General features: G+C 68.3%; 27 protein-coding genes. 16 read left to right on the top strand and 11 right to left on the bottom strand.

All coding sequences use genetic code 11. From position 1 onward, the window contains the following. Positions 1–103: 103 nt before the first annotated feature. Both R2707_06835 and R2707_06830 read right to left on the bottom strand, forming a co-directional pair. Entirely contained in the window at positions 104–721 is a 618-nt protein-coding gene (locus tag R2707_06835; protein MEZ5244792.1) for a hypothetical protein, read from the bottom strand. Then, the gene (locus R2707_06830) at positions 721–1221 is read right to left on the bottom strand and encodes a sigma-70 family RNA polymerase sigma factor (GenBank protein ID MEZ5244791.1); all 501 of its coding nucleotides are present in this window, start codon (positions 1219–1221) and stop codon (positions 721–723) included. The genes R2707_06835 and R2707_06830 overlap by 1 nt, the downstream gene beginning before the upstream one ends. 325 nt (positions 1222–1546) lie before the next feature. Here R2707_06830 and R2707_06825 point away from each other — a divergent pair, with 325 nt between their 5' ends. The 10 genes from R2707_06825 to R2707_06780 are packed head-to-tail and all read left to right on the top strand — an operon-like array spanning position 1547 to position 9563. Then, the gene (locus tag R2707_06825) at positions 1547–2239 is read left to right on the top strand and encodes a CDP-alcohol phosphatidyltransferase family protein (protein MEZ5244790.1); all 693 of its coding nucleotides are present in this window, start codon (positions 1547–1549) and stop codon (positions 2237–2239) included. A 14-nt stretch (positions 2240–2253) separates the two neighbouring features. Next, positions 2254–3177 (top strand): phosphatidylinositol mannoside acyltransferase, encoded by a 924-nt coding sequence (locus tag R2707_06820; protein MEZ5244789.1) that lies wholly within the window; start codon positions 2254–2256, stop codon positions 3175–3177. Further along, positions 3177–4265, top strand: a complete 1089-nt coding sequence (locus R2707_06815) for a glycosyltransferase family 4 protein (protein MEZ5244788.1) — start codon at positions 3177–3179, stop codon at positions 4263–4265. The genes R2707_06820 and R2707_06815 overlap by 1 nt, the downstream gene beginning before the upstream one ends. 22 nt (positions 4266–4287) lie before the next feature. Next, entirely contained in the window at positions 4288–4839 is a 552-nt protein-coding gene (locus R2707_06810) for a LemA family protein (protein ID MEZ5244787.1), read from the top strand. A gap of 17 nt (positions 4840–4856) precedes the next feature. Continuing rightward, on the top strand, positions 4857–5585 hold the full coding sequence (locus R2707_06805) for a M48 family metalloprotease (GenBank protein MEZ5244786.1): 729 nt from the start codon (positions 4857–4859) through the stop codon (positions 5583–5585). After that, positions 5586–6704: a DUF3048 domain-containing protein gene (locus tag R2707_06800; protein MEZ5244785.1), complete on the top strand. Its 1119-nt coding sequence runs from the start codon at positions 5586–5588 to the stop codon at positions 6702–6704. A 10-nt stretch (positions 6705–6714) separates the two neighbouring features. Beyond that, a complete protein-coding gene (pdxS, locus tag R2707_06795; protein ID MEZ5244784.1) occupies positions 6715–7608 on the top strand; it encodes a pyridoxal 5'-phosphate synthase lyase subunit PdxS in 894 nt (297 codons plus the stop codon). Then, entirely contained in the window at positions 7602–8183 is a 582-nt protein-coding gene (pdxT, locus tag R2707_06790) for a pyridoxal 5'-phosphate synthase glutaminase subunit PdxT (GenBank protein ID MEZ5244783.1), read from the top strand. The genes pdxS and pdxT overlap by 7 nt, the downstream gene beginning before the upstream one ends. A gap of 12 nt (positions 8184–8195) precedes the next feature. Beyond that, entirely contained in the window at positions 8196–8789 is a 594-nt protein-coding gene (locus tag R2707_06785; GenBank protein ID MEZ5244782.1) for a hypothetical protein, read from the top strand. 21 nt (positions 8790–8810) lie between these two features. Beyond that, a complete protein-coding gene (locus R2707_06780) occupies positions 8811–9563 on the top strand; it encodes a YebC/PmpR family DNA-binding transcriptional regulator (protein MEZ5244781.1) in 753 nt (250 codons plus the stop codon). 50 nt (positions 9564–9613) lie between these two features. Here the strand turns inward: R2707_06780 and R2707_06775 are convergent, their stop codons facing one another. Next, complete coding sequence (locus tag R2707_06775; GenBank protein MEZ5244780.1) at positions 9614–10594, bottom strand: MOSC domain-containing protein; 981 nt, start codon at positions 10592–10594, stop codon at positions 9614–9616. Between the two features lie 114 nt (positions 10595–10708). Here R2707_06775 and R2707_06770 point away from each other — a divergent pair, with 114 nt between their 5' ends. Then, on the top strand, positions 10709–12940 hold the full coding sequence (locus R2707_06770; protein ID MEZ5244779.1) for an arylsulfatase: 2232 nt from the start codon (positions 10709–10711) through the stop codon (positions 12938–12940). Between the two features lie 21 nt (positions 12941–12961). Here R2707_06770 and R2707_06765 read toward each other — a convergent pair whose 3' ends face one another. The 3 genes from R2707_06765 to R2707_06755 are packed head-to-tail and all read right to left on the bottom strand — an operon-like array spanning position 12962 to position 15359. Beyond that, positions 12962–13801 (bottom strand): ABC transporter permease subunit, encoded by an 840-nt coding sequence (locus R2707_06765; GenBank protein ID MEZ5244778.1) that lies wholly within the window; start codon positions 13799–13801, stop codon positions 12962–12964. Beyond that, positions 13798–14772: an ABC transporter ATP-binding protein gene (locus tag R2707_06760; protein ID MEZ5244777.1), complete on the bottom strand. Its 975-nt coding sequence runs from the start codon at positions 14770–14772 to the stop codon at positions 13798–13800. Before R2707_06760 ends, R2707_06765 begins: the two co-directional genes overlap by 4 nt. 38 nt (positions 14773–14810) lie before the next feature. Then, positions 14811–15359: an ElyC/SanA/YdcF family protein gene (locus tag R2707_06755; GenBank protein MEZ5244776.1), complete on the bottom strand. Its 549-nt coding sequence runs from the start codon at positions 15357–15359 to the stop codon at positions 14811–14813. A gap of 64 nt (positions 15360–15423) precedes the next feature. Here R2707_06755 and ruvC point away from each other — a divergent pair, with 64 nt between their 5' ends. Genes ruvC through queA form a run of 4 tightly spaced genes read left to right on the top strand, consistent with a single transcriptional unit; the run spans position 15424 to position 18662 of the window. Continuing rightward, positions 15424–15930 carry a crossover junction endodeoxyribonuclease RuvC gene (ruvC, locus tag R2707_06750; GenBank protein MEZ5244775.1) on the top strand — a complete coding sequence of 169 codons (507 nt, stop codon included), beginning with the start codon at positions 15424–15426 and terminating at the stop codon, positions 15928–15930. Beyond that, the gene (gene ruvA, locus R2707_06745; GenBank protein MEZ5244774.1) at positions 15927–16532 is read left to right on the top strand and encodes a Holliday junction branch migration protein RuvA; all 606 of its coding nucleotides are present in this window, start codon (positions 15927–15929) and stop codon (positions 16530–16532) included. The genes ruvC and ruvA overlap by 4 nt, the downstream gene beginning before the upstream one ends. 1 nt (position 16533) lies before the next feature. Then, positions 16534–17589, top strand: coding sequence for a Holliday junction branch migration DNA helicase RuvB (ruvB, locus tag R2707_06740; protein MEZ5244773.1), 1056 nt, complete (start codon positions 16534–16536; stop codon positions 17587–17589). Positions 17590–17630: 41 nt separating this feature from the next. Continuing rightward, a complete protein-coding gene (gene queA, locus R2707_06735) occupies positions 17631–18662 on the top strand; it encodes a tRNA preQ1(34) S-adenosylmethionine ribosyltransferase-isomerase QueA (GenBank protein ID MEZ5244772.1) in 1032 nt (343 codons plus the stop codon). Between the two features lie 111 nt (positions 18663–18773). Here the strand turns inward: queA and R2707_06730 are convergent, their stop codons facing one another. The 4 genes from R2707_06730 to R2707_06715 form a co-directional block, all read right to left on the bottom strand. Then, positions 18774–19307, bottom strand: coding sequence for a hypothetical protein (locus R2707_06730; protein MEZ5244771.1), 534 nt, complete (start codon positions 19305–19307; stop codon positions 18774–18776). A gap of 496 nt (positions 19308–19803) precedes the next feature. Beyond that, positions 19804–20313 carry a hypothetical protein gene (locus tag R2707_06725; GenBank protein MEZ5244770.1) on the bottom strand — a complete coding sequence of 170 codons (510 nt, stop codon included), beginning with the start codon at positions 20311–20313 and terminating at the stop codon, positions 19804–19806. 295 nt (positions 20314–20608) lie between these two features. Continuing rightward, entirely contained in the window at positions 20609–21406 is a 798-nt protein-coding gene (locus tag R2707_06720; protein ID MEZ5244769.1) for an aminoglycoside phosphotransferase family protein, read from the bottom strand. 308 nt (positions 21407–21714) lie between these two features. Continuing rightward, on the bottom strand, positions 21715–22035 hold the full coding sequence (locus R2707_06715) for a hypothetical protein (GenBank protein MEZ5244768.1): 321 nt from the start codon (positions 22033–22035) through the stop codon (positions 21715–21717). A gap of 136 nt (positions 22036–22171) precedes the next feature. On the opposite strand from R2707_06715, the gene R2707_06710 reads away from it, so the two are divergent. Beyond that, positions 22172–23011: a thioesterase family protein gene (locus R2707_06710; GenBank protein ID MEZ5244767.1), complete on the top strand. Its 840-nt coding sequence runs from the start codon at positions 22172–22174 to the stop codon at positions 23009–23011. Between the two features lie 9 nt (positions 23012–23020). On the opposite strand, the gene R2707_06705 is transcribed toward R2707_06710, so the two are convergent. Further along, complete coding sequence (locus tag R2707_06705) at positions 23021–23650, bottom strand: pyridoxamine 5'-phosphate oxidase family protein (protein MEZ5244766.1); 630 nt, start codon at positions 23648–23650, stop codon at positions 23021–23023. Between the last annotated feature and the right edge of the window lie 54 nt (positions 23651–23704).

Genomic DNA, 23704 nt, shown 5'->3' with positions numbered 1-23704 from the left:
GTGGGCCGTGGAGAATTGATTAGCCTAAATGCGCGCCAACGAAAGGCCTCACAACTTATCAAGCGTATGGCCTCTGAACAGGCAAGATGTGGCGGATCAGGTCCTAGTCATCTGAGCCCGAATCTGTGGACAGCGACTCAAGTTCTTCGACACGAGCTATGCCTGCCTGGCGATGTCCTTCAGGGTCTTGCTCGTACTCCTCGACAGTCATTGCCGGGAGCCCGTACACCAGAACCCCAATCTGATTGCCCTCAGCGTCGTAGACCGGAAGGTCGCCGTGCGGCTGCCCGGCCGTCACCGTGAAGGCGTTCGCATCGACGAACGCTCGGACTGCGCAGTCAGGTGGGAAAGGAATCTCGGCCAGGCCGGATGAGTCGATCTCCTCGTACAGCTCCCCGATCTCGGGCGACGGATTGGCCGATGGCGCCGACGCCGGATCCGACTCGCAGGTCCGCGAAGCGATGTCTTCCGATGTGAGCGTGGTTGTTGGCGACTCCTGCGCGGGGACGGCAGACGCAGCCGGACCTTCAACACTGGTGCCCGACGGACCCCCATGCAGCATTGCCAGGACGCCAGCAATGGCGGCCGCTGCGGCGACGGCGACGCCACCGCGCACACGGTGGCGTCGCTTCCGGAGCTCCGCCGCCCGTTCTTCGATCTGGTCCCAGCTCGGTCGCTGCGACGCACCCGCGAGCCCTCGGAGCTGCTCCTCGATACCCATCATTCCGCCTCCTGCATGTTCTCGAGGGCCCGTAGGCCCCGGTGCGTGTGTGCCTTCACCGCGCCTTCGCCGATGCCGAGAATCTCGGCGACCTCGGCCACGGGGAGGTCCAACACGAATCGGAGCACCAGACACTCTCGCTGGCGGCCAGGCAATTGCGACAATGCGTCGAGCAGCGGCTGCTCCGATTCGATCGTGGGGAGTTCCGTCGGTGGGTGGAGGGCCGGGTGGAGGTTCAAACGGCGAAAGACCACCCGCCGACGGACCCGGTTGCGTCCAACGTTCACCACGCTCCGATGGAGATACGCCGCCGGCGACGCCGGCACGCCTCGCCGGGTCCATGCGTCGAGGCAGCGGGCGAACGCCTCCTGGACGATCTCCTCTGCCTCGGATCGGTTGTTGACCAACGCCTGCGCGGCCGCAGTCAGCTGCTCATATGAGGTGCTGTGGAGCGATGCGAGCTCGAGCGACGCGACTGACGGGAGCGTGGATTCAGACATCGACAGACCTGTCGTCAGAGCGGGCGTAGTGGTGCTCACACCCCTATAGACAAACGGGGACCGCGATCGGTTGACCCTCGGGGCACAAAACTCCGACCCTACGGATCGTTCGTGACATCGTGACAGCCGTTCTCCGTCGAACGAAGCGATCGCTCTGCTTGAGACGCGAGATCACACCGATCTAGTTCCCACCGTGTTGAGTGGGTCGACACGGTGGGAACGCCTCTGCCCACGTAGTGGGGTTGCGCCCGGTCTTTGCGTCGCCGGCGCGCCGCGGTGGCCGATCGCGCCGCTGCTACCCTTGAGCTGTCCTCGAGGAGTTCACATGTTCGACGGAAACTGGCGCACGACGGTCGACAAGGGCCTGACGCCGATCGGTCACAGCCTGCGTCGCACCGGGATCACGGCCGACGTGATCACCGTGATCGGCATCGTCATGGCGTCGGTGGCCGCCTTCACCATCGGGGCCGGGTGGACCCGGGTCGGGTTCCTTTTCCTCCTGCTCACCGGCATCCCCGACGCCCTCGACGGGGCCGTGGCCCGGGCCTCCGGCACCGGCTCGCAGCGCGGCGCCTTCTTCGACTCCGTCTCCGACCGGTTGACCGACGGCCTGCTCTTCGGCGGCGTCGCCTGGTACCTCGCGAGCAACGAACCGGGCCGCATCATGATGCTGCCGGTCGCGATCATGGGACTCGCCATGTTCATCTCGTACCAGCGGGCCAAGGCCGAGTCGCTCGGCTACGACGCCAAGGGCGGGATCATGGAGCGGGCCGAGCGCATCATCGTGCTCGCCATCGCCCTGCTGTTCGCCGAGTTCCTGATCCCGATCCTGTGGGTCATGCTGGTGCTCACCGCGATCACCGCCGTCCAGCGCTTCGTCAAGGTCTGGCGCCAGGCCTCCGAGGACCGGCCGCGGCCGCAGCGTCGCCAGCGTCGCCAGCCCCGGGTCCGCCGATCGACGGCCGAGCCGGTGTGGCGGCAGCGCATGCGCGAGCGTCGGGCGCTGCGCGACGGCTGAGAGCGGCTGACGGCGTGCCGTCCGCCTCCGCCTACCGGGCGGGGTCGTTCCTGGCCCGGCGCCTTCCCGGCGCGGCCGGGATCGGCGTGTCGCGTCTCGTCGGCGTGGGCGCCGCCGCGTCGCCCGAGCGACGGCGGATCGTGGCGCGCCACCTCTCGCGGGTGCTCGGCCGTGAGCTCGGACCGGTCGAGGAGCGGCGCCGGGTCGCCGAGGTGTTCGAGTGGTACGCCCGCTACTACCACGAGAGCTTCCGCCTTCCCGAGCTCTCGGCGCCGCAGATCGACCGAGAGTTCGGCTACGAGGGGTTCGGCCAGATCGAGGCCGCGTGCGCCTCGGGGCAGGGTCCGATCCTGGCGTTGCCCCATCTGGGCACCTGGGAGTGGGCCGCGTTCTGGCTCGCGTTGGTGCCCGGGTACGACGTCACCGCGATCGTCGAACCCCTCGACCCGCCGGAGCTGTTCGACTGGTTCGTCGGGTTCCGCGAGTCGCTGGGGATGAAGATCGTCCCGCTCGGCCCCGAGGCGGGCCGGGCGAGCCTGAAGGCCCTCAACAACGGCGAGGTCCTCTGCCTACTCGCCGATCGCGACCTCCAGGGCAACGGCGTACCGGTGGAGTTCTTCGGTGAACGGACCACCCTGCCGGCCGGACCGGCCACGCTGGCCCTGCGCACCGGTTCACCCCTGCTGCCCACCGCGGTCTACTGGCGCGAGGGATCCCGCTGGGGTCATGTGATGCCCGCCCTCGACACGGCGCGGCGGGGCCGGCTGCGCGACGACATCGCCCGGGTCACCCAGGACCTCGCCACCGCGTTCGAATCGCTGATCTCGGCCGCTCCGGAGCAGTGGCACATGCTCCAACCGAACTGGCCGAGCGACTACGCGGCGCTCGGTCGACCGATGCCGGAGCACTTCCGCGCCCTGCTCGAGGAGACGGGCTGATGCGGATCGGGATGATCTGCCCCTACAGCCTGACGGTGCCGGGCGGCGTGCAGACCCAGGTGCTCGGCCTGGCCCGCGCGTTGCGGCGCAAGGGCCACGCCTGTCGGGTCCTGGCGCCGTGCGACGGACCGCCGCCCGACGCCGGGGTGACCCCACTCGGGCTGAGCCTGCCCACCGCGGCGAACGGCTCGGTCGCCCCTGTCGCTCCCGACCCGTCGGCCCAGCTCCGCACCATCCGGGCCATGCGCGACGAAGCGTTCGACGTCGTCCATCTCCACGAGCCGCTGGCCCCGGGGCCCACGACCACCGCGCTGCTCACCAAACCCGCGCCGCTGCTCGGCACCTTCCACATGGCGGGACGATCGTTGTCGTACGAGCTCATGCCCAACGTGGTCCGGTATCTGGCCGGTCGCCTCGACGACCGGGTGGCCGTGTCGGAGGACGCACGGCGCATGGCCCGCGACAGCCTGGGCGGCGAGTACGAGCTCACGTTCAATGCGGTCGAGCTGCGGCGCTACGACGAGAGCCCGGCGTTCGCGACCGAGTCGCCGACGATCCTGTTCGTCGGTCGTCACGAGGAACGCAAGGGTCTCCGGGTGCTCCTCGACGCCGCGGCCTCGCTGCCGCCCGAGGTGCGGATCTGGATCGCCGGCGACGGCCCCCAGACGGCATCGCTGCGGTCCGCCTTCGCGGGAGATCCCCGACTCGAGTGGCTCGGCACCATCAGCGAGGGCGAGAAGATCGCCCGCATGAAGGGGGCCGACGTGTTCTGCGCCCCGTCGTTGCACGGTGAGTCGTTCGGCGTGGTGCTGCTCGAGGGGATGGCGGCCGGGACCCCGGTCGTCGCCTCCGACATCCCGGGCTACGCCAACGCGGCGCGCCAGGGGCGCGACGCGCGGCTCTTCGCTCCGGGCGACGTCGCGGCCCTGGCCGCGGCGCTGGGCGACGTGCTGCGCGACGACACGGCACGCGCCGCGCTCGTGGCGTCGGGCCGGGAACGGGCCGAGGAGTTCTCGATGGCCGCCCTGGCCGACTTCTACCTCGACCGCTATCAGCGGCTGCTGGACCGGGCTACGCAACGTCGGTGACGGCGGGCGATACGCTGGCCGGATGATCGCTCTCCTGATCGTCCTCGCCATCGTCGTGATCCTGGTGATCTTCGTGATCGCCCTCTACAACAACCTCGTCAAGCTGCGGAACCGCATCGAGAACGCGTGGGCCCAGATCGACGTCCAGCTCAAGCGGCGCTGGGACCTGATCCCCAACCTCGTCGAGACCGTCAAGGGCTACGCGTCGCACGAGCGCGAGACGCTCGAGGCCGTCATCGCCGCCCGCAACGCGGCCACCTCCGCCACCGGGCCCCAGGAGCAGGCGGCGAGCGAGAACATGCTCACCGGCGCCCTGCGCCAGCTGTTCGCGGTGAGCGAGGCCTACCCCGATCTCAAGGCCAACCAGAACTTCCTCGAGCTGCAGGAGGAGCTGACCTCCACCGAGGGGCGGATCGCCTTCGCCCGCCAGCACTACAACGACAGCGTGCTGAAGTACAACACTGCGATCCAGACGTTCCCGGCCGTGGTGCTGGCCGGGCCGCTGCGCTTCACCGAGCGCGAGTACTTCGAGGCCGACGACGAGTCGCGCGGCAACGTCACGGTCGAGTTCTGAACCGAAGCTGAGCCCCTGTGCCCACCATCGCGCCGCGCCTCCTGCTGATCGCCCCTGCGATCGTCGTGTTCTTGTTCACGACACTGCTCGTCGGCCTGCTCGCGCCCGGTTCGCTCGGCTGGATCATCGGCCTGGTCTTCGGTCTCGCCGCCGCCTTCGCGCTCATGGTCTACCTCGACCGTCGGGCTCCCGATGCCGCGTTGCGGTCGCTCGGCGCGACGCTGCTCCCCGAGGGAGCCGAGCCTCGCCTGGAGAGCCTCGTCGAGAGCGTGTGTGCCAGCCACGGCATCAGCGAACCCAAGCTCTACGTGGTCGAGTCGAGGGCGCCGGATGCGGCCGTGGCCGGCAACGCCGGCGACACCCGGCTCGTGCTCACCACCGGCGCGCTGCGCCAACTCGATCGACTCGAGCTCGAAGCGGTCGTCGCCCGCCAGCTCGTGCAGTTCGGTTCGGGCGTCCACGCCGCGACCGTGCTCGCCGCGGTGGCCCCGCTCTACGGGCCGTTCGCCGAGCGGGTGCGCAACAGAGTTCTGGATGATCGTCGGCTCGCCCGAGTCGACATCGACGGAGTGCAGCTGACTCGCTACCCCCCGGCGCTGGCCGCGGTGTTCGAGAAGGCTGCGGCATCGGACGGCGTGCCGGATCGGCCCGCTTCACGTCACCTGTGGTTGGTTGGACCACACGGTGTCGCCGGTGTGATGCAACCAGCGCTGGGCGAACGTATCGACACCCTTCGGGAGCTCTAAATGCAACTCAACCAGCGCAACCTTCTGGTTGCCGGTGGAATCCTTGTCGCGCTGATCATCGTCCTGGGCACGCTCGTCGTGCTCGGCGGCGGTGACGACGGTGCCGTCGATGTCGTTGCGTCGTCGACGACGAGCAGCACCACGACCACCAGCACCACGACGACGTCGACGCTGCCCTCCGGGCCGTTCGCGCCGTTGACCGGTGAGCACATCGACGCGGACTCACCACTGCTCGATCGGGCGGCGATCGTCGTGAAGATCTCCAACAACATGAGCGTCCAGGACAACTGGCAGGGGATCGATCAGGCCGACGTCGTGATCGAAGAACGCATCGAGGCGAACGCGACCCGCTTCGCTGCGGTGTTCCACAGCATCCTGCCGGAGTCGGTCGGCCCCATCCGGTCAGGTCGCACCAGCGATCTCGATCTGCTCGCCAACCTCGGGACGCCGATCCTCGTCTACTCCGGCGCCAATCCGTCGGTCACGGGTCAGCTCCGCAGCCTCGAGAACGACGGTCTGGTCACCCTCGTCGTCGATCGTGGCACCAATGTCGACCTTGTCCGCGACAACGCCTTCTCCCGGCCCGACAATCTGTTCTCCAACCTCGTCGAGATCGAGGAGAAGTACCGCGACGGTGCCGGTGTCGCCCTGCCGCTGTTCGAGTATCGGGAAGCCACGAGCGGTGATCGCTCGGCCGGCGTCGATGTCGACGGGGTGACGGTGAAGGGCGCCGACACGGTGTCGTTCGTGTGGGACGAGACCCGCGGCTACGTCCGTGTCCAGAACGGCGACGTGCACACCACCCTCGACGGGACCCCGTTCGTGTTCGACAACATCGTCGTGCTGGAGGTCGAGTACACGCCCAGCACGTTTGCTCCCGGCTCCGTTGATGCGAAGACCGTCGGCGCCGGCACGCTCAACCTGCTGATCGGCGGAACGCGCTACGAGGGGACCTGGTCCCGTGAATCGAGCACCTCGGCCTATCAGTTCTTCGACGCAGCGGGCGACCCGCTGCGTCTCGATCCGGGGCAGACCTGGATGACGCTCGTTCCTGCGGGATCCTACGAGTTCGTCGTGGCCCCCGAAATCGCTGCGCTGGCCCTCGAAGCCGACGGATAGCATGGTCGCCATGTCTGACACCACCGGTCGCACCACCGGCACGCCCCTGGTCAAGCGAGGCCTGGCCGAGATGCTGAAGGGCGGCGTCATCATGGACGTCGTCAATCCCGAACAGGCGAGGATCGCCGAAGACGCCGGAGCGACGGCCGTCATGGCGCTCGAGCGGGTGCCGTCCGACATCCGTCGCGACGGCGGTGTGTCTCGCATGTCGGACCCCGAGATGATCCAGGGCATTCAGGCCGCCGTGTCGATCCCGGTGATGGCCAAGGCCCGCATCGGCCACTTCGCCGAGGCACAGATCCTCCAGGCGCTCGGCGTCGACTACATCGACGAGTCCGAGGTCTTGACCCCGGCCGACGAGGCGCACCACATCGACAAGTGGGCGTTCACCGTGCCGTTCGTGTGTGGCGCCACCAACCTCGGTGAGGCGCTGCGGCGTATCAGCGAGGGTGCCTGCATGATCCGCTCCAAGGGTGAGGCCGGCACCGGCAACGTCGTCGAAGCGGTCCGTCATCTCCGTTCGATCATGGGCGACATCCGCAAGATCACCCAGGCCGACAACGCCGAGTTGTTCGACTGGGCCAAGCAACTCCAGGCCCCGCTTCCCCTCGTGCAGGAGATCGCCGAGACCGGCGAGCTCCCGGTGCCGATGTTCTGCGCCGGCGGCATCGCCACGCCGGCCGATGCGTCGCTGGTCATGCAGTTGGGCGCGCAGGCCGTGTTCGTCGGGTCGGGCATCTTCAAGAGCGACGAGCCCGAGAAGATGGCCGCCGCGATCGTCGAGGCGGCCACCCACTACCGTGATCCCGAGATCCTCGTGAAGGTCTCCACCGGTCTCGGCGATGCCATGAAGGGCCTCGAGATCGCGTCGCTCGAGACGAAGCTGGCCGAGCGGGGTTGGTAGCCCCGACCATCGGCGTTCTGGCCCTGCAGGGCGCCTTCGCGGCCCACGCGGCGATCCTCGAATCGCTGGGTGCGACCCCCATCGAGGTTCGCACTGCTGCGCAGCTCGCCGGTGTCGACGCGCTCGTGATCCCCGGTGGCGAGTCGACGACGATGTCGATGCTGCTGGAGCGATCGGGGATGCTCGAGCCGCTCCGCGAGCGACTGGCGAACGGGATGCCCGCGTTCGGCACGTGCGCGGGAATGATCCTCCTCGCCGCCGACATCAGCGACGGCCGCGACGACCAGCACGCCCTCGGCGCGGTCGACATCTCGGTGACCCGCAACGGTTATGGCCGCCAGATCGAGTCGTTCGAATCCGACCTCGACGTGGTGGGGTTCGACCGCCCGTTCCATGCCGTGTTCATCCGCGCGCCGCTGGTCCAGCGGGCGGGCGAGGCGGTCGAGGTGCTGGCGACCGTCGACGGCGATCCCGTGCTCTGTCGTCAGGGCAACGTCCTCGTCGCGGCGTTCCATCCTGAACTGTCCGGCGACGACCGGATCCACCGGTGGTGGCTCGACAGCTTCGCGGTCTGACAGGCTGCGTCCATGGAAGGACGCCAGCCCGGCACACTCCGGCTCGAGATGTGGACCCGGCCGCCCGAGGCCGTGCCGGTCGACGCCGGCGTCGTCTTCGCCAACGCGCACCGCGATCGCGTTGACCTACCGCGGACGCTGCCGGAGTTCGACACGCTGGTGGTGGTCGAGGATCCTCCCGCCGATGCCGGCGCGGTTCCCGCCAGCCGCAACACCCTCACGTTCGCGCGCACGCCGCGTCCAGGTCAGGGGTCGCTGACCGATGAACCGACCAACGGGCTCCAGCTGGTACTGATCAGCCCGAAGGACCCCGACCGGGCCCAGGAGCTGCGCGACTGGGGAGACTTCGTCCACATCCGCCACATCGCCGAAGCGGCGGTGCCCGGGTTCCGCATGATCACGCCCTACGTGAACGTGGCGGCCGACGGTCCCCGGTTCCTGCACCTCTACGAGATGCACACCGACGACCCCGAAGCGGCATTCCAGGCCATGACGCCCCGGGTGGCGGAGCGGCTCGGTGGGACCGACACAGCGACCTTCGCCGCATGGGCGTGGCACCCGCAGTTGCAGATCGACTACGTGAACACGTTCCGCCGGGTTCGCTGACCCACGGCTACATTCACTGCCATGAGTGGTCATTCCAAGTGGGCAACGATCAAGCACAAGAAGGGCGCCGCCGACGCGAAACGCGGCAAGCTCTTCGCCAAGTTGATCAAGCAGGTCGAGGTGGCAGCCCGTACCGGCGGCGGCGACGTCGAGTCGAACCCGACACTGCGGACCATGTTCCAAAAGGCCCGCGACAACAGCGTGCCGCTCGACACGATCGAGCGGGCCGTCAAGCGCGGCACCGGCGAGCTCGAGGGCGTCAACTACGAGACCGTCACCTACGAGGGCTACGCGCCCGGCGGTGTGGCGCTGCTGATCGAGTGCCTGACCGACAATCGCAACCGCACCTCGGGCGACATCCGTTCGACGCTGTCGAAGAACGGCGGCTCGCTGGCCGAGCCCGGGGCCGTTGCCTGGCAGTTCGAACGTAAGGGAGTGGTGCTCGTGCCCCGCTCCGTCGACGAGGACGACGTGATGCTGGTGGCGCTCGACGCCGGAGCGGAGGACATCGTCGACGAGGGCGACATGTGGCGGGTGACCTCGCAGCCGACCGACCTCAACTCGGTGCGCGACGCGCTCGACGAAGCAGGGGTGCCGGTCGAGTCGGCCGATCTCGTCATGCTGCCCACGTCGACAGTCGAGATGACCGATGTGAGCGACGTGAAGAAGCTCATCAATCTGATGGATCTCCTCGACGACCTCGACGACGTGCAGGACGTCCACGGCAACATGGATGCCCCCGACGACGTGATGGAAGCCGCCCAGGCCGATTGACCCGCCACAGCGGTGTCAGACACCCGCTACGGCCGCACTCTCGTCGCTCGTCAGGCGACCACTCGGACCTCGTCGCCGGCGCGGACCTCACCCGGCGCCAGCACTGCGGCGTACCAGCGACTGGACCCGGGGTGGCGGTCGTGGAGGATTCGCTCGAAGTCGCCGTCGGTGAACCATCGCGCGTTCTTCCCACACGGCACCGCCGCCGCGCTCAGCCGGCAGCGGGCCGCCCCGATCTCGAGAACCGACCCGGCCCGTAGCGCGTTCCAGTCGAGCCCGCGGAGGGTGAGGTTCTCCCCGGCCGCGCCGGCCGTGATCGGATGTCCCTCCGCTCGCAACTCGTCGATGACGTCGGCCGACCACAGGCACAGCGCCTGCCACGGACGACCGTGGTGCAGGCGGGCGCGTTGCACATCGCCGTCGATCCCCCGGCGGCCGATGCGGCCGACCTCGACCGGCGCCTTCGGCACTCCGCCGCCCGACGCGTTGACCTGCACGACCGTCCCCGCGTCGGTGGGCGTGGCGTCGCCGGTGGCGACGCGCCCATCGGCGATGTCGACGAGGTGGTGCCAGAGATCGTGGACTGCGTGGCGGGCCGCCCACGCGACGCTGCGGGTCTCGCCGCCGATGACCGCGCACCGATGCCACTGCTCGTCGTCGAGTTCGGCGAGCCGTGACGCGAAGGTGGTCGCCTCGGCGTCGAGCGCGGCGAACACCGACTCGCGGTCGAGTCGCCGGGCGGGGCCGGCTGCTGCGGGATCGATGCCCTCGCCGAGGTCGGTGCCCGGCGACTCGATCGCGACCTCACACAGGACGCGCACGCCGAACAGGGTCTCGCGGGTGTGGTCGGCGTACTCCAGCGCCGACCACGTGTCGGAAGCGGGGCGCTGGTTCACCGCCTCGGGGGACATCCTCTCCGTCCAGAGATCGAACAGCGGAGCCGCCAGACCGATCGTGCGGCGCGTGTCGAGGAGGTTCCACTCCGTCGAGTCGAAGCCGCACTGCGCGCACGTCTCGGGTGAGTCGATCATCGGCAGCTCCTCGGTGTCGTCCGGTCCTCAGCATGCCCGGCCCGCCGGCCGGGCGCGTCGTGACCACACGACTCGGGAGCGACAGGACCGCCGCCAATCGGCCATGCTCGTCACATGAACGCCTTCATCGGCCGCACCGTCGCCGAGTCCACACCACATTGGCCCGACCCGCCCCGGCCGCGTGAGGGCGCGCCCGACATCTTGATGATCCTGCTCGACGATGTCGGGTTCTCCGACTTCGGTTGCTATGGCGGTGACGCGGCCACGCCCACGATCGACCGACTCGCGGCGCGGGGCCTGCGCTACACGGGCTTCCACACGACGGCGATGTGTTCGACGACCCGTGCGGCGCTGCTGACCGGTCGGAATCACCACAGCGTGGGCGTCGGTTGTCTGGCCAACTTCGACAGCGGGTTCCCCGGCTACCGGGGCAAGATCGCGAAGTCTGCCGGCACGATCGCCGAGATGCTGCGGGCCCACGGCTATCGCACGTACATGGCCGGAAAATGGCACGTCACGCCGCTCTACGAGACCGGCCCGACCGGCCCGACCGACGGTTGGCCGCTCGCCCGCGGTTTCGACCGGTTCTACGGATTCCTCGACGCGGAGACGGACCAGTACGCGCCCGAACTGGTGCGAGACAACACCCATGTCGCGCCGCCCGGAACCTATGAGGACGGCTATCACCTCACCGCCGACCTCGTCGACGAGGCCATTCGCATGATCGCCGAGCACGAGGCCGGCGCGCCCGACACGCCATGGTTCACCTATGTCGCGCCGGGCGCCTGCCACGCGCCCCATCAAGCACCGAAGGAGCTGATCGACCATTACGACGAGCAGTTCGCACAGGGGTGGGACGTCGCCCGAGATCGTCGCCTCCGCCGCATGGCCGACATGGGGATCGTTCCCGAGGGAACGCGGTTGCCGGAGCGGAATCCGGGGGTGAAGCCCTGGGAGGACCTGCCCGCCGACGAGCGGCGCGTCGCCCAGCGGTTGCAGGCTGCCTACGCCGCGATGCTCGACCACACCGATCGGCAACTCGCGCGGCTGATCGACTTCCTCGAGCGGACGGGTCGTCTCGACAACACGCTGGTGATGGTGCTGAGCGACAACGGCGCATCGCAGGAGGGTGGGCCGAAGGGATTCGTCAACGCGATGGGTCCCTACAACCTGATCCACGAGTCGACCGACGCGAAACTCGCCCGGCTCGACGACATTGGCGGGCCCGACACGCACTCGAACTTCCCGTGGGGTTGGGCAATGGTCGCGAACACGCCGCTCAAGCGCTACAAGCAGAACACCCACGGCGGCGGTGTCCGCGACCCGCTCGTCGTCTCCTGGCCGGATGGCATCGGCGATGCCGGCGGGCTCCGCCACCAGTTCGCCCATGCGAGCGACATCGTCCCGACGCTGCTCGAACTCCTGGAGATCGAACCACCCGCCGAGGTCAACGGCACCCCGCAGCAGCCGATCGAGGGCACGAGCTTCCTGTCGACGTTCGCCGACCCCGAAGCCGAAACCGGCAAGCGCGTCCAGTACTTCGAGATGTTCAGTCATCGCGGTATCTGGATCGACGGTTGGAAGGCGGTCGCGTATCACGCACCCGGCACGCCGCTCGACGACGACGTCTGGGAGCTCTACGACCTCCGCACGGACTTCAACGAGGTCCACGACCTCGCCGCCGCGCAGCCCGCCCGCCTGGCCGAGATGATCGAACGATGGTGGGTCGAGGCCGAGCACCACCAGGTGTTGCCCCTCGACGACCGGTTCGGCGAGCGGTTCGCGGAGAACGCGGCGCGGGTGCACGGCGACCGGGTGCACTACGAGTTCTGGGCCGGGATGGGTCATCTGCCGACCGACGTCGCGCCGGATCTGCGGAGCCGCAGCTATCGCATCGTCGCCGAGGTGGAGATCCCCGAGACCGGTGCCGACGGGGTCCTCGTCGCCCACGGTGACGCGACGAGCGGATACTCGCTGTACCTCGACGGTGGGCACCTGGTCCACGACCTCAACATCGGCGGGTCCCATCAGGTTGTCCGTTCCGACCGGCCGGTTCCCGTCGGCCGTTGCGAACTCGGGTTCCGTATGGACCGGGTCGACGGCGTCGGCACCGGCACGCTCGAGATCGACGGCACCGATGTCGGCTCCATGACCACGAGCGACACGTTCTTCACCATGATCTCGTTCTCGGGGCTCGACATCGGCCTCGACCGATCGAGCCCCGTCGGCGACTATGCGGCGCCCAACGTGTTCACGGGGACGCTCCGGCGTGTGGTGGTCGACATGGTGCAGGATCAGGACGTCGATCACGAGCAGGCCGGCAGGACGCAACTCGCGCGCGAGTGAGTCGGGGTTGCGTCACTTCGATCAGACGCCGTCGGCGACGCCCAACAGGCGCTGGCGCTTCACCGCGCCCATGCCACGCCAGGTCGATGTGATGCCGATCGTCCACGCGATGGCGCCGATGATGATCGTCGTCATCGGCGTTCCGTAGATCGCACCCGACGCCTGGGCGTAGGAGACGGCGATCAGCGGCAGCGTGATGAGCCCCGACGCCTGCTGAGCGGCTGCCGTCGACTTCACCCGACCCGAGAGGCGAAGGACGAGCGACAGGCCGATCAGCAGGAAGCCGGGGAGAACCCAGACCATGAGCAGCCACCACTGGGTGGTGGGGAAGAACCAGCCGCCGACCTCGGGGCCGACGATCAGGTTCACGATGAGGGAGTAGGCGGTGAAGCCGACCATCGTCGTGAAGTAGCCGGGGAGCAGGCTGGCCATGAGCTTGCCGAGATAGATCTCCTTGGTCCCGGCGGGGGAGTGGGCGAGGAACTCGCCGGTGCCGCGCTCGCGTTCACCGACCAGGGTGGCGGCGCCGACGGCGGTCGAGATCGTGAGGGGCACGACCACGGCCATCGGGGCGAACAGGAACACGGCGAGGGCATAGCTGGTGCGGCCCTGCGGGGTGTCGCCGAGGATCTGATCCTGTGCCTTCTGGGGGAGGACCTCGAGGGTGTTGGCGATGTTCTGCACCGCCTCGACATCGCCGAGCGAGGTGATGCTGAACAGCAGGACCAGCGGGACGATGACGAAGAAGATGCTGCCGAGGATGCCCATCGGCATCCAGAAGTCCTTGGCCAGCACCAGCTGCTTCACGTCGGTGCGGGCAACGGTGAAGGTTCGCGACCAGTTCATCGAGGAGCCGCTCATGACATGACCTCCTGAGTCGTGGCTTCACCGAGTTCGCGAGCCGACCGTCGCACGGCGAAGTAGAGCTCCTCGAGCGTCGGGTCGTGGGGGTTGACCATGCGGATGCGGTGGCCGGCTCGGACGAGCGCGTCGACCACGTCGGGGGTGACGTCCGGGTTCTCGAGGATGACGCGGGTGCCGCGCTTGCTCGGCTCGACCCGCAGGACTCCGCCGAGCACGGTCAGGTCCTCGAGCGACGGGTTTCCCTCGACCGCGATCTCGACCGAGTCGTCGGGCCAGAAGCCCTTGATGAGGTCGTCGGGTCGACCCGACACGAGATCGGTGCCGTTGTCGAGGACCGCGACATGGTCGGCGAGGCCCTCGGCCTCGACGAGATGGTGTGTGCACATGACGACGGTGTGGCCGTCGCTCGTCATGTCGCGGATCAACTGCAGCACGGCCTGGGCCGACTCGGGGTCGAGGCCCGATGTCGGCTCGTCGAAGAGCAGGAGTTGCGGTTCGTGCAGGACCGAGCGGGCCAGGGCGAGGCGCGTCTTCATGCCGGTGGAGTAGCCCCCGACCTGCGAGTGGAGCGCGTGCTCGATGCCGAAACGTCCGGCGGCGGCCCGGATGCGATCGTCGATGATGCGCTTGTCGACACCATGGAGCTGTGCTGCATAGCGGAGGTTGTCGGTGCCGCTCAGGCGGTCGTACAGCGCGGGCTTGGCCGAGACGACGCCGCACGCATGGCGCACGTCTTCTCCGTCGACGTCAGGGTCGAGTCCGAGCGTGCGGACCGTGCCGCGCTCGGGCGACATGGCACCGGTCACGATCCGGATCGCGGTGGTCTTGCCGGCACCGTTGGGACCGAGGAGGACGGTGATCTGCCCGTCGGGGGCGACCACGTCGAGATCGACCAGGGCGGGGGAGTCGTTGAACGACTTGTGGATGCCGCGTAGCGACACCGCGGGCGGGGCGGGGTGCGAACTCACCTAGCCCATATCGGCACCTGCGCGCCGCGCTGTAGGGGTCAGCAGCCCCGCAGCAGCGTCGCCTTGATGCCGGCGCCCCATTCGTAGAGCGCCCGTATCGGCCAGGGATCGTCGTGGTCGGGTCCGGTCACCCGCACCTCGCCGTCCCAGCACCGTGCGATCAAGCGCCGGGCTCTGGTGATCTGATCGGTGCTCGCGACGACCACGACCGTCTCCCAACCCCGTTCGGCCGCAAGGTCCCGGAGCAGGCGGGCCTCGCCCCGGGTCGTGGCCGGATCGGGCTCGTAGCAGGTGAACGTCACCTCGTCGGAGAAGCGAGGTGGGCGCACCCTGTTGCACGGGCGGGCCGCCCAGACGTTCTCCGAGGCGACGAACGGCGACGCGAACACGACCTCGGTCGCCACGCCGTCGCGTGCGAGGTCGAGGGCGTACCCGACCCGGTCACCGCCGCCGCCGAGCACGAAGATCGCGTCGGCGGTGCCCGGCTCGTCCTTGTGAGGGTGGACGAACCATCGTTCGGTGAGCAACCCGCCGAGCACCACGAGGGCAGCCAGTGTCGAGAGGAGGATGCGGCGGCGGGTCGACACGGTTGTCAGGCTGCCATGTCGCGGGTGCCGTGACACAGCACAGAAGTTGACTAGGGTCGTACATGTGTTCGTACTGGGAATCGATCCGGGCCTGTCCCGGTGTGGCTACGGCTGTGTCGAACAGGCCGGTCGCAAGCCCCGCGCCGTCGCGGCCGGGGTGATCCGCACCGATCCGGCGACCGATCGGCCGCTCCGGCTCGCCGAGATGCAGGCCGAGATCCGTGCGCTCATCGGCGAGTTCCGTCCCCAGGCCGTCGCTATCGAGCGCGTGTTGTTCCAACACAACGTGTCGACGGCCATGTCGGTCGGCATGGTCAGTGGCATCGTCATGGCGGAGGCCGCGAGCGTCGGTTGCGACGTGATCGAGTACTCGCCCAACGAGGTGAAGGAATCGGTCGCCGGCTGGGGCGGGGCCGACAAGAACGAGGTCGGACGCATGGTGCAGACCCTGCTCGACCTGCCGAAGATGCTGGCCCCGGCCGATGCCGCCGACGCGGTGGCCGTCGCCTTGTGCCACCTCGCGCGGATTCCCGCGCGATCATCGAGAACTGTCGCAGGAGGAAGAGGATGATCGGATCGCTCAGGGGAACGCTCCTCGACCGGGGCTTCGATGCCGAGCTGCTCATCGAGGTGGGCGGTGTCGGCTATCGCGTGCAGGTCACCCCCTCGACGGCAGTCATGATCGGCGAGATCGATCGCGAGGTGTTCGTCCACACCCACCATGCGGTGCGCGAGGACAGCGAGACGCTCTACGGCTTCGCCACCGTCGACGAGCGTCGCATCTTCGAGTCGCTCATCAGTGCCCACGGGGTCGGGCCGGCGCTGGGCATGGCGATCCTGTCGGTGCACGGGCCCGACGCCTTGCGTGTGGCGGTGGCCGAAGACGACATCGCCGCCCTCTGTCTCGTGCCCGGTGTCGGCAAGAAGACCGCCGCCCGTCTCATCATGGAACTGAAGTCGAAGCTCGATCTGCCCGACGGTCCGGTGATCACGATCCGCGACGACGGCACCTCGGTCTCGAGTGGCGGCGCTCGCGCTGATCTTCGTGCGGCGCTCGAAGGTCTCGGCTACGCCCCCGACGAGATCCACGGCGTGCTCTCGGGTCTTCCGGCCGACGGCGACACCGGCGATCTGCTGAAGGAAGCCCTGCGCCGTCTGGCCTCGGGGGTCTGAGGTGCGCGAGGAGCTGCTGGGCGACGGCCTCATGTCGCCGGCCGAAACCGACGTGGAGATCATCGATGAGCCGGGTCTGCGGCCGCGGACGCTCAGCGAGTTCGTCGGTCAGGCCGAGCTGAAGGGCCACCTCGGCGTGATGCTCGGGGCGGCGGCCAAGCGCCGCGACCCGGCCGACCATCTGCTGTTCGCCGGTCCGCCGGGCCTCGGTAAGACCACCCTCGCCAACATCATCGCGGCCGAGATGGGAACCCATCTGCAGGTCACGTCGGGCCCTGCGCTCGAACGGGCCGGCGACCTCGCGTCGATCCTCTCCAAACTCGAGGAGGGCGATGTGCTCTTCATCGACGAGATCCATCGCCTGCCCCGTCCGGTCGAGGAGGTGCTCTATCCGGCGATGGAGGACTTCCGTATCGACATCGTGCTCGGCAAGGGCCCGGCCGCCCGTTCGATTCCACTCGATCTCTCGAAGTTCACGCTCGTCGGTGCCACGACCCGCACCGGTCTGATCACCGGTCCGCTGCGTGACCGGTTCGGGCTCGTGGCGAGGCTCGACTACTACGACGTCGACGATCTCCAGTCGATCGTCATGCGGGCGGCGCGGATCCTCGATGTCGACATCGACACCGACGGTGCCTGGGAGATCGCCCGCCGCTCGCGGGGCACACCTCGAATCGCCAACCGTCTCCTGCGCCAGGTCCGCGACTATGCCGAGGTGGAGCGCGACGGGCACATCGATGCCGGCGTCGCTGCCGATGGTCTGCAGTTCTTCGGTGTCGACGTGCTCGGTCTCGACAAGGCCAGCCGGGCCGTGCTCGATGCGATCTGTCGCCGGTTCGGCGGGGGCCCGGTCGGCCTGTCCACCCTTGCGATCAGTGTGAGCGAACCGACCGAGACGGTCGAAGACGTCTACGAGCCGTACCTGATCCAGCAGGGGCTGCTCATGCGCACCCCGCGAGGGCGCGTGGCCACGCCTGCGGCCTACGAGCATCTCGGCATGATGCCGCCTCCGTCCGGGCACCCGCCGGCACCCGGTCTGTTCGACACCGACGACTGACCGGCCCCCCGTCAACGGTGGGGCGCCGTACCCTCTCCGTCGTGGACGGCCCACCCGAGACACTCGACGACATCGACTACGAGCTCCCGCCGTCGTCGATCGCGCAGACGCCGTTGGCCGAGCGCGACCAGGCGCGGCTGCTTGTCGACCGTGGCGACTCGATCGAGCACCGCCGCGTCGTCGACCTGCCCGACATCCTGGAACCGGGCGACCTGCTCGTGGTCAACGACACCCGCGTGCTCCCGGCGCGAATTCCGCTCCGCCGACCGACCGGTGGCGCCGCGGAGGTGCTGCTGCTGGAGGCTCGCGACGACGGCACATGGGAAGCGCTGGTCCGACCGTCGAAGAAGGTCCCCGCGGGGACGCTTCTGACCACGGAGGGGCTCGCGGTCGGGGTGGGCGACGACCTCGGTGAAGGGCGCCGGGTGGTGCGCCCCGACGCCGGCGACCGGCCGCTGCTCGACGTGCTCGGCGAGGTCGGCCTCCCGCCGCTGCCGCCCTACATCGAGAAACAGATCGACGATCCGGAGCGCTACCAGACCGTCTTCGCCGATCGGCCCCTGTCGGCCGCCGCGCCAACGGCCGGGCTTCACCTGACCGACACCGTGCTCGCCCGGCTGCGCGAGCGTGGGGTCGACATCGCCACCGTGGAACTGGCCGTCGGTCTCGACACGTTCCGCCCCGTGCAGGTCGACCGGCTCGACGACCACGTCATGCACAGCGAGTGGTATTCGGTGCCGTCCGCAACCATCGCCAAGATCGCCGAGGCTCGGCGGGTTGTCGCCGTCGGCACCACCAGCGTCCGGGCCCTCGAGACCTGGGGGACCACCGGTGAGGCCGAGGGTCGAAGCCGCATCTTCATCCGCCGCCCCTACGAGTGGTCGGTGGTCGACGCGCTGATGACCAACTTCCACCTGCCGCGCTCGACCCTGCTCTGCCTCGTCGATGCGTTCGTGGGCCCCCGCTGGCGCGACCTCTACGCCGAGGCGCTGCGCGAGGACTACCGCTTCCTCAGCTTCGGCGATGCCATGATCCTCGGAACGGAGAATCCACGATCTCGGACGGTTCGATGAACCGTTGGAGGCAGCTCCATACTGCTGGATATGCCGGGTTGTCACTCGCAGCACGTCGGTAATCCGCGAGGGATACGGAGGCTGCCGTTCGTCACCAACCGCCTGCGAACATCACTCAGATCGAAGCAACCCGATTCCGACGACAGCCGCCGTGGCGCCGTGCAGGGTGAAGGCAAGAAACGTCACACCGAGGGTGTCTGGGAGCTCGGAGAGTGCCGCTGCTATACCCCACACGGATGCACTGACACCCACGGCGAGCGTTGGTCGTGCCACTCGTAATCGCGTTGCAAGAGCAACGGACGCAGTGATTAGGACAGCGCCAAGAGCGACCAAGGCCGCTGTGGGGAAATCATCACCTCGAGAGTTGCCGAAGGCCGCGACAACGATGAGTGCAATACCGCCGAAGTGCCAGCGAGACAGTGCCATATAGCGCTCCACGGAAATCTCGTCGCGCCACCGTCGAGGGGCGACGATCGACATGGGCCACAGCGCCAACACGGTCACGAGGATGGTCGATGCCACCGCCCCCGGCCACCGATTCGCAACCCCCGCCACCGCAGCGACGAGGGCAAGTCGCAAGACCACGGGCAGTTCTTCGATGAAGGCCTGCTGTCGTATCGCTGCATTGGTGGCCATCTCATCCAACCGTCGTGCTTCCTCGGCCGATCGCGGTTGTAGGCGCGATCGTGGGCCGGGTCCAGTCGAGCCGGTTCGACGGCTGCAGGCTGGCCGCTCCGGAACGGCACATATTGGGCGGTGTGTACACCAGCAGTCCAGGGAGCGAGGTTCCACAGCCGGTCGAGCTTGGAGGACGAAGAATCACCGTCCTTGCCCTGGTCACAAGTGCGTTTCTTCATCGGTCACCACGGACAGCCGTTCTGACGCAATGCTCCTTGGGGCTGACAGGGACAGGTGAGCTGGGCGGGCACCCCGGCAGCGCGAGAAGTGCCGACACCGCGTGGGCTCACCAAGCACCACGGCACGGAGCGGGTTGTTGTCGGAAGCGGCATTGTTCGCCGGCGGCGATCTGTGGGGCCGACTTCGTCGTCCACCGGCCGTGCTTGACGGCGACCTGCTGCCACGCAGTATCGGCCAAGCCGTCGCGTGATGACGGCCCGATGTGACCGTCGCTCATCCCCACCTACAGCCTCGTCGCGAACACGCCGGCGAGCTCGCGTAACCGGGACGGGTCGACGGTCGAGCTCTTCACCTCGAACACACGGTCGCCGGTCAGCACCGTCACCCATGCGCCGTTGGCGCCGACCATGAGGTGGGCCCGCGCTCCGACCTCGACCTCTTCGACCTCGATGCCACCGGGGCCGACGTTGATGTCGTATCGATAGTCGTAGGCATCGGCGGGCGAGCGTCCGTCCCAGGTCGACGCCGGCCAGGCGACGACATTGACCGAGTTCGTGGAGATCGCGTTCTCCCCGTCGAAGTCGAGCACGCAAGTGGCGACACCACCGGTGTCGAGCGGACCAGCCTCAGCCAGCGCGGTCCCGACGATCGCCTCTATCGCTGCGGCGTCGCCGGCCGCGCACACCTCGGCCCCCGTGAGGTCGGCGCCCCACTCACCGGGTCCATCGCCGCTGTCGCTGGCGGGGTCGGCGTCGGCGTCCGAGGGCTGATCGGCGGCCGGTGCCGTGGTCACGTCGCTGCCGTCGGATGGTCCCGCGGCCGATCCGCTGTCGTCGCCCGAACAGCCAACGAGCGCCAAAACCAGGACAAGGCCCAACCAGCGCGACATCATCAGTACCTCCTCGGCCAACTGCCCGAATGGTACACGGCGGCTTTGTTGCCTCAGTCAGCCCTCGTGTCTGGGGGCGGGCTCGCGGGCGACCGGCTGAGGATCGTCCGAACAGAAGTGCCGATCCCGATCGGGGTGCGGCAAGGCATGGTCGGAGCGTTCTCTACGTGACAACGCGGGGATATGGGTGCTCACCGGGTCAACCGAGTTCGGAAACCGCCAAAGCGAGGTCCGGCTCGTCTCGAGCCAGTCGTTCGGGGTTCCAGTGCCTGTGACTGTGCTCAAGGTGGCCGGCGAGGACCCAGTAGGGGTGCAGCTCGTCACCGGTCAGCGACTGATAGGCCGCGACGAACTCGTCGCCGGTGGCGATTCCCGCGAGTTCGCGCAGGTTGGACCGGCAGTGAGCCAGATCGCATCCGAATGGACCACGGCAGGCGTTTGCCCAGTCGACGACTCCTGATAGCTGACCCCGCAACCACATCACGTTGCCCGGGTGAAAGTCTCGGTGAATCAGGGTCGGCGTGTATTCAGCGAGCTGCGTTCGCCGAATCTCGATCGCTCGGTCCCACAACTCGGGTGATGACGACCCGGGTGGCGGTGTCATCATCTCGCTGTCGTACCAGGCGAAGTAGTCGTGGCCGAGCTGGTCGGCGTCGATGGCATGTATCGATGCTGCGACCTCCGCCAGGCGTGAGATGTTGGGGACCGCGACAACTCGACCTCGGAGGAACGACATCAGGATGGCGGGGACGCCATCTCCGATGTCATCTCCGGCCAGATCGACAGCGATCACGTCTGGAACGGCGAGCCCCGCTGCTCGGGCGAAATGAACGCAGTCGACCTCGCGTGCCGGAGCATCGGGCTCGGACTCCAAGAAGCCCTTCCACAGATAGCGACGGAGTACGACCGCTGTCGCGTCGTCCAGGTCAAGGCGGTGAACCGCGGCGCTCGAAGCCCCGGGCAACCGCCGGACCCGGACAACGTTGCGCCCTGTCATACGTCGCACCCATGCCCGCACGGCGGGAGGCACCGTGGTGCGACGGAGTTCGACCGGTAGCGAGGACGGCGCTCGCTGATTGGGGTGTCGGCTGGTCACCCGATCAGAATGTCATGGCATGAACGCGGCTCCCAGGCCAGGCACCCACCCGGTATCCGGCATTCTTGAGCGGATCTGATGGAGGGGTCTCCGCGGGACGACGGCGTACGGTTCCTGGTGTCCGCTTCGGCGACGCGATGCTTCTCGGTACGGAGAATCCAAGATCTTCCAGGGTTCGATAACCGTTCGAGGCAGCGACGGCCTGCCGGTTAAACGAAACCCCCGGGGCGGGCGGCTTTGGCGCGCTCATCCGGAGTCATCCGTCTACGGCTCGCGAGCACACCGAGGAGGCCCGTGGGGAGCAGTGGGATTGCCATGGCCTTCATCCAGAACTGGCGGCGCGGGCGGCTTGAACCGCTCGTGCTCGTGTAGAGCCAGACGCCGGTGGAGTTGGCGGCGACGTACAGGAGCCACGCGGCCCAGTACCCGACAGCGAGGCCGAGGACGACACCGACCACAACCTGGGGAGCGATCCACCAGGCGTTGCGCCGAACCCCCACGGAAAGCGTCTCGACAGCGGTTGTGGCCATCGGCCGACAGTAGCGGAGACCTTGCACCTGCCACCGCACGACCCGCCCCCTGGTGACGCCGATCGAGGCGAGTGCACCCCAGCAGCCTCGGTGTCTCGCGTGTGGTTGGGAGCCGATGCCGCCACACTGACCGGCGATGTCTTCGCAACTCCAGGTGACCCACGCGAGCCAGGTCACCGAAGACCAGATCGATCACCTCGGTCACATGAATGTGCGGTTCTACGGCCTCAACGCCGCAGCCGGCACGCGCTCGATGCTGAAGGAGCTGGGCGTCCCCGCGGGGACGTCGATCGTCGACCTTCACACCCGCCATCACCACGAACAGCTGCTCGGCACTGCACTCGAGGTGCGCAGCGGACTCGTCGACGTCGGCCGCGGTCTCACCATCTATCACGAGCTCCGCAACGCAGCCGACGACGACCTCGCCGCAACCTTCGTCCACGTCCTCGACCATCCTCGGATCGAGGCGCCGGCGGCGCCCATCCCCGAGCACGGTCGACCCCGATCCCTCGACCTCGCCACCGACCCGATCGGCTCGGCGCCGCCACTCGATGTCCTCCAGTCGCTCGGGCTCGAGGCCCGGCCGCCCCGCCTCGTCGACGAGGAGGTCACCCCTGCGACCGGCGCCGCGCTGATCTGGGGCGGGCCGCCCTCGGAGGACGAGGAGCGCGACTGGATCCAGAAGGGACCGAACGGCGAGCGGATGGGATGGGCCACCATGGAGTCCCGCCTGCGCGTCAATCGGCTCCCCCCGCTGGGCGCGCGGATCCAGAGCTTCGGGGCCACCACGGCGATCGAGCGCAAGACCACCCGATCGACGATGTGGGCGTATGACCTCGCCGAGGGCGACGTGCTCGTCGCGTTCGAGGTCGTCAACCTCGCCTTCGACATCGATGCCCGGCGCTCGATGCTCATCCCCGACGACTACCTGGCCCGTGAGCGGGAGCGCTTCCATCCGGAGTTCGCCCCGCGGTAGGCGGAGCGCTCAGTAGAGGCGGTTCGCTTCGTCATTCACGATGATCGCCTGCATCTCGTCGACCGAGAAGGGCAGGTTTCCATGGTCGACCATGGCCTCGGCCAGGAGCCGGTCGTCGCGGCCCGCGTTGGCGGCCTCCTGCTCGGCGGACCAGAGCTTGGACCGGATGATGCACTTGGCGCAGTGGAAGTACGCGACGGTCATGTCGACGACGATGGCCAGCTCCGGGGCTTTGCCTCCGACGGCCATGGAGTCGAGGAGGGCCCGGTCGCGAACGATGCGGGCGCTACCGCGCACCCGCAGGGTGTTGCGGGTGCCGGGGATGAGGAAGATCACGCCGATGTGGGGATGCTGCACGAGGTTCACGAGCGTGTCGGCGCGGTGATTGCCGGGACGCTCGGGAATGGCGAGTGTCGTGTCGTCGAGGACTTTCACGAAGCCGGGCGGGTCGCCCTTCGGGGAGGCGTCGATCGATCCCGCGCCATCGGTCGACGCGATGATGATGAAGGGTGATCGAGCGATGAAGTCGCGGCAGTGGTCGTCGAGTTCGCCGACCTCCTTGGCCAACACGACCTCGTTCGGCGGTGCGATGATCTCGCGGAGATCCTCGACAGTGGTGATCGTCTCGTCGAAATCCATCAGACCAAGTTACTCATGCCGAGTCTCGCGGGTCCTTGGTGTCGATGGCGTCGC

This window comes from Acidimicrobiales bacterium (genome assembly GCA_041394245.1).
GTDB lineage: Bacteria > Actinomycetota > Acidimicrobiia > Acidimicrobiales > Aldehydirespiratoraceae > JAJRXC01.
The sequence above is the reverse complement of the archived record's forward strand: the minus strand, read 5'-3'. Positions and strand labels throughout refer to the sequence as shown.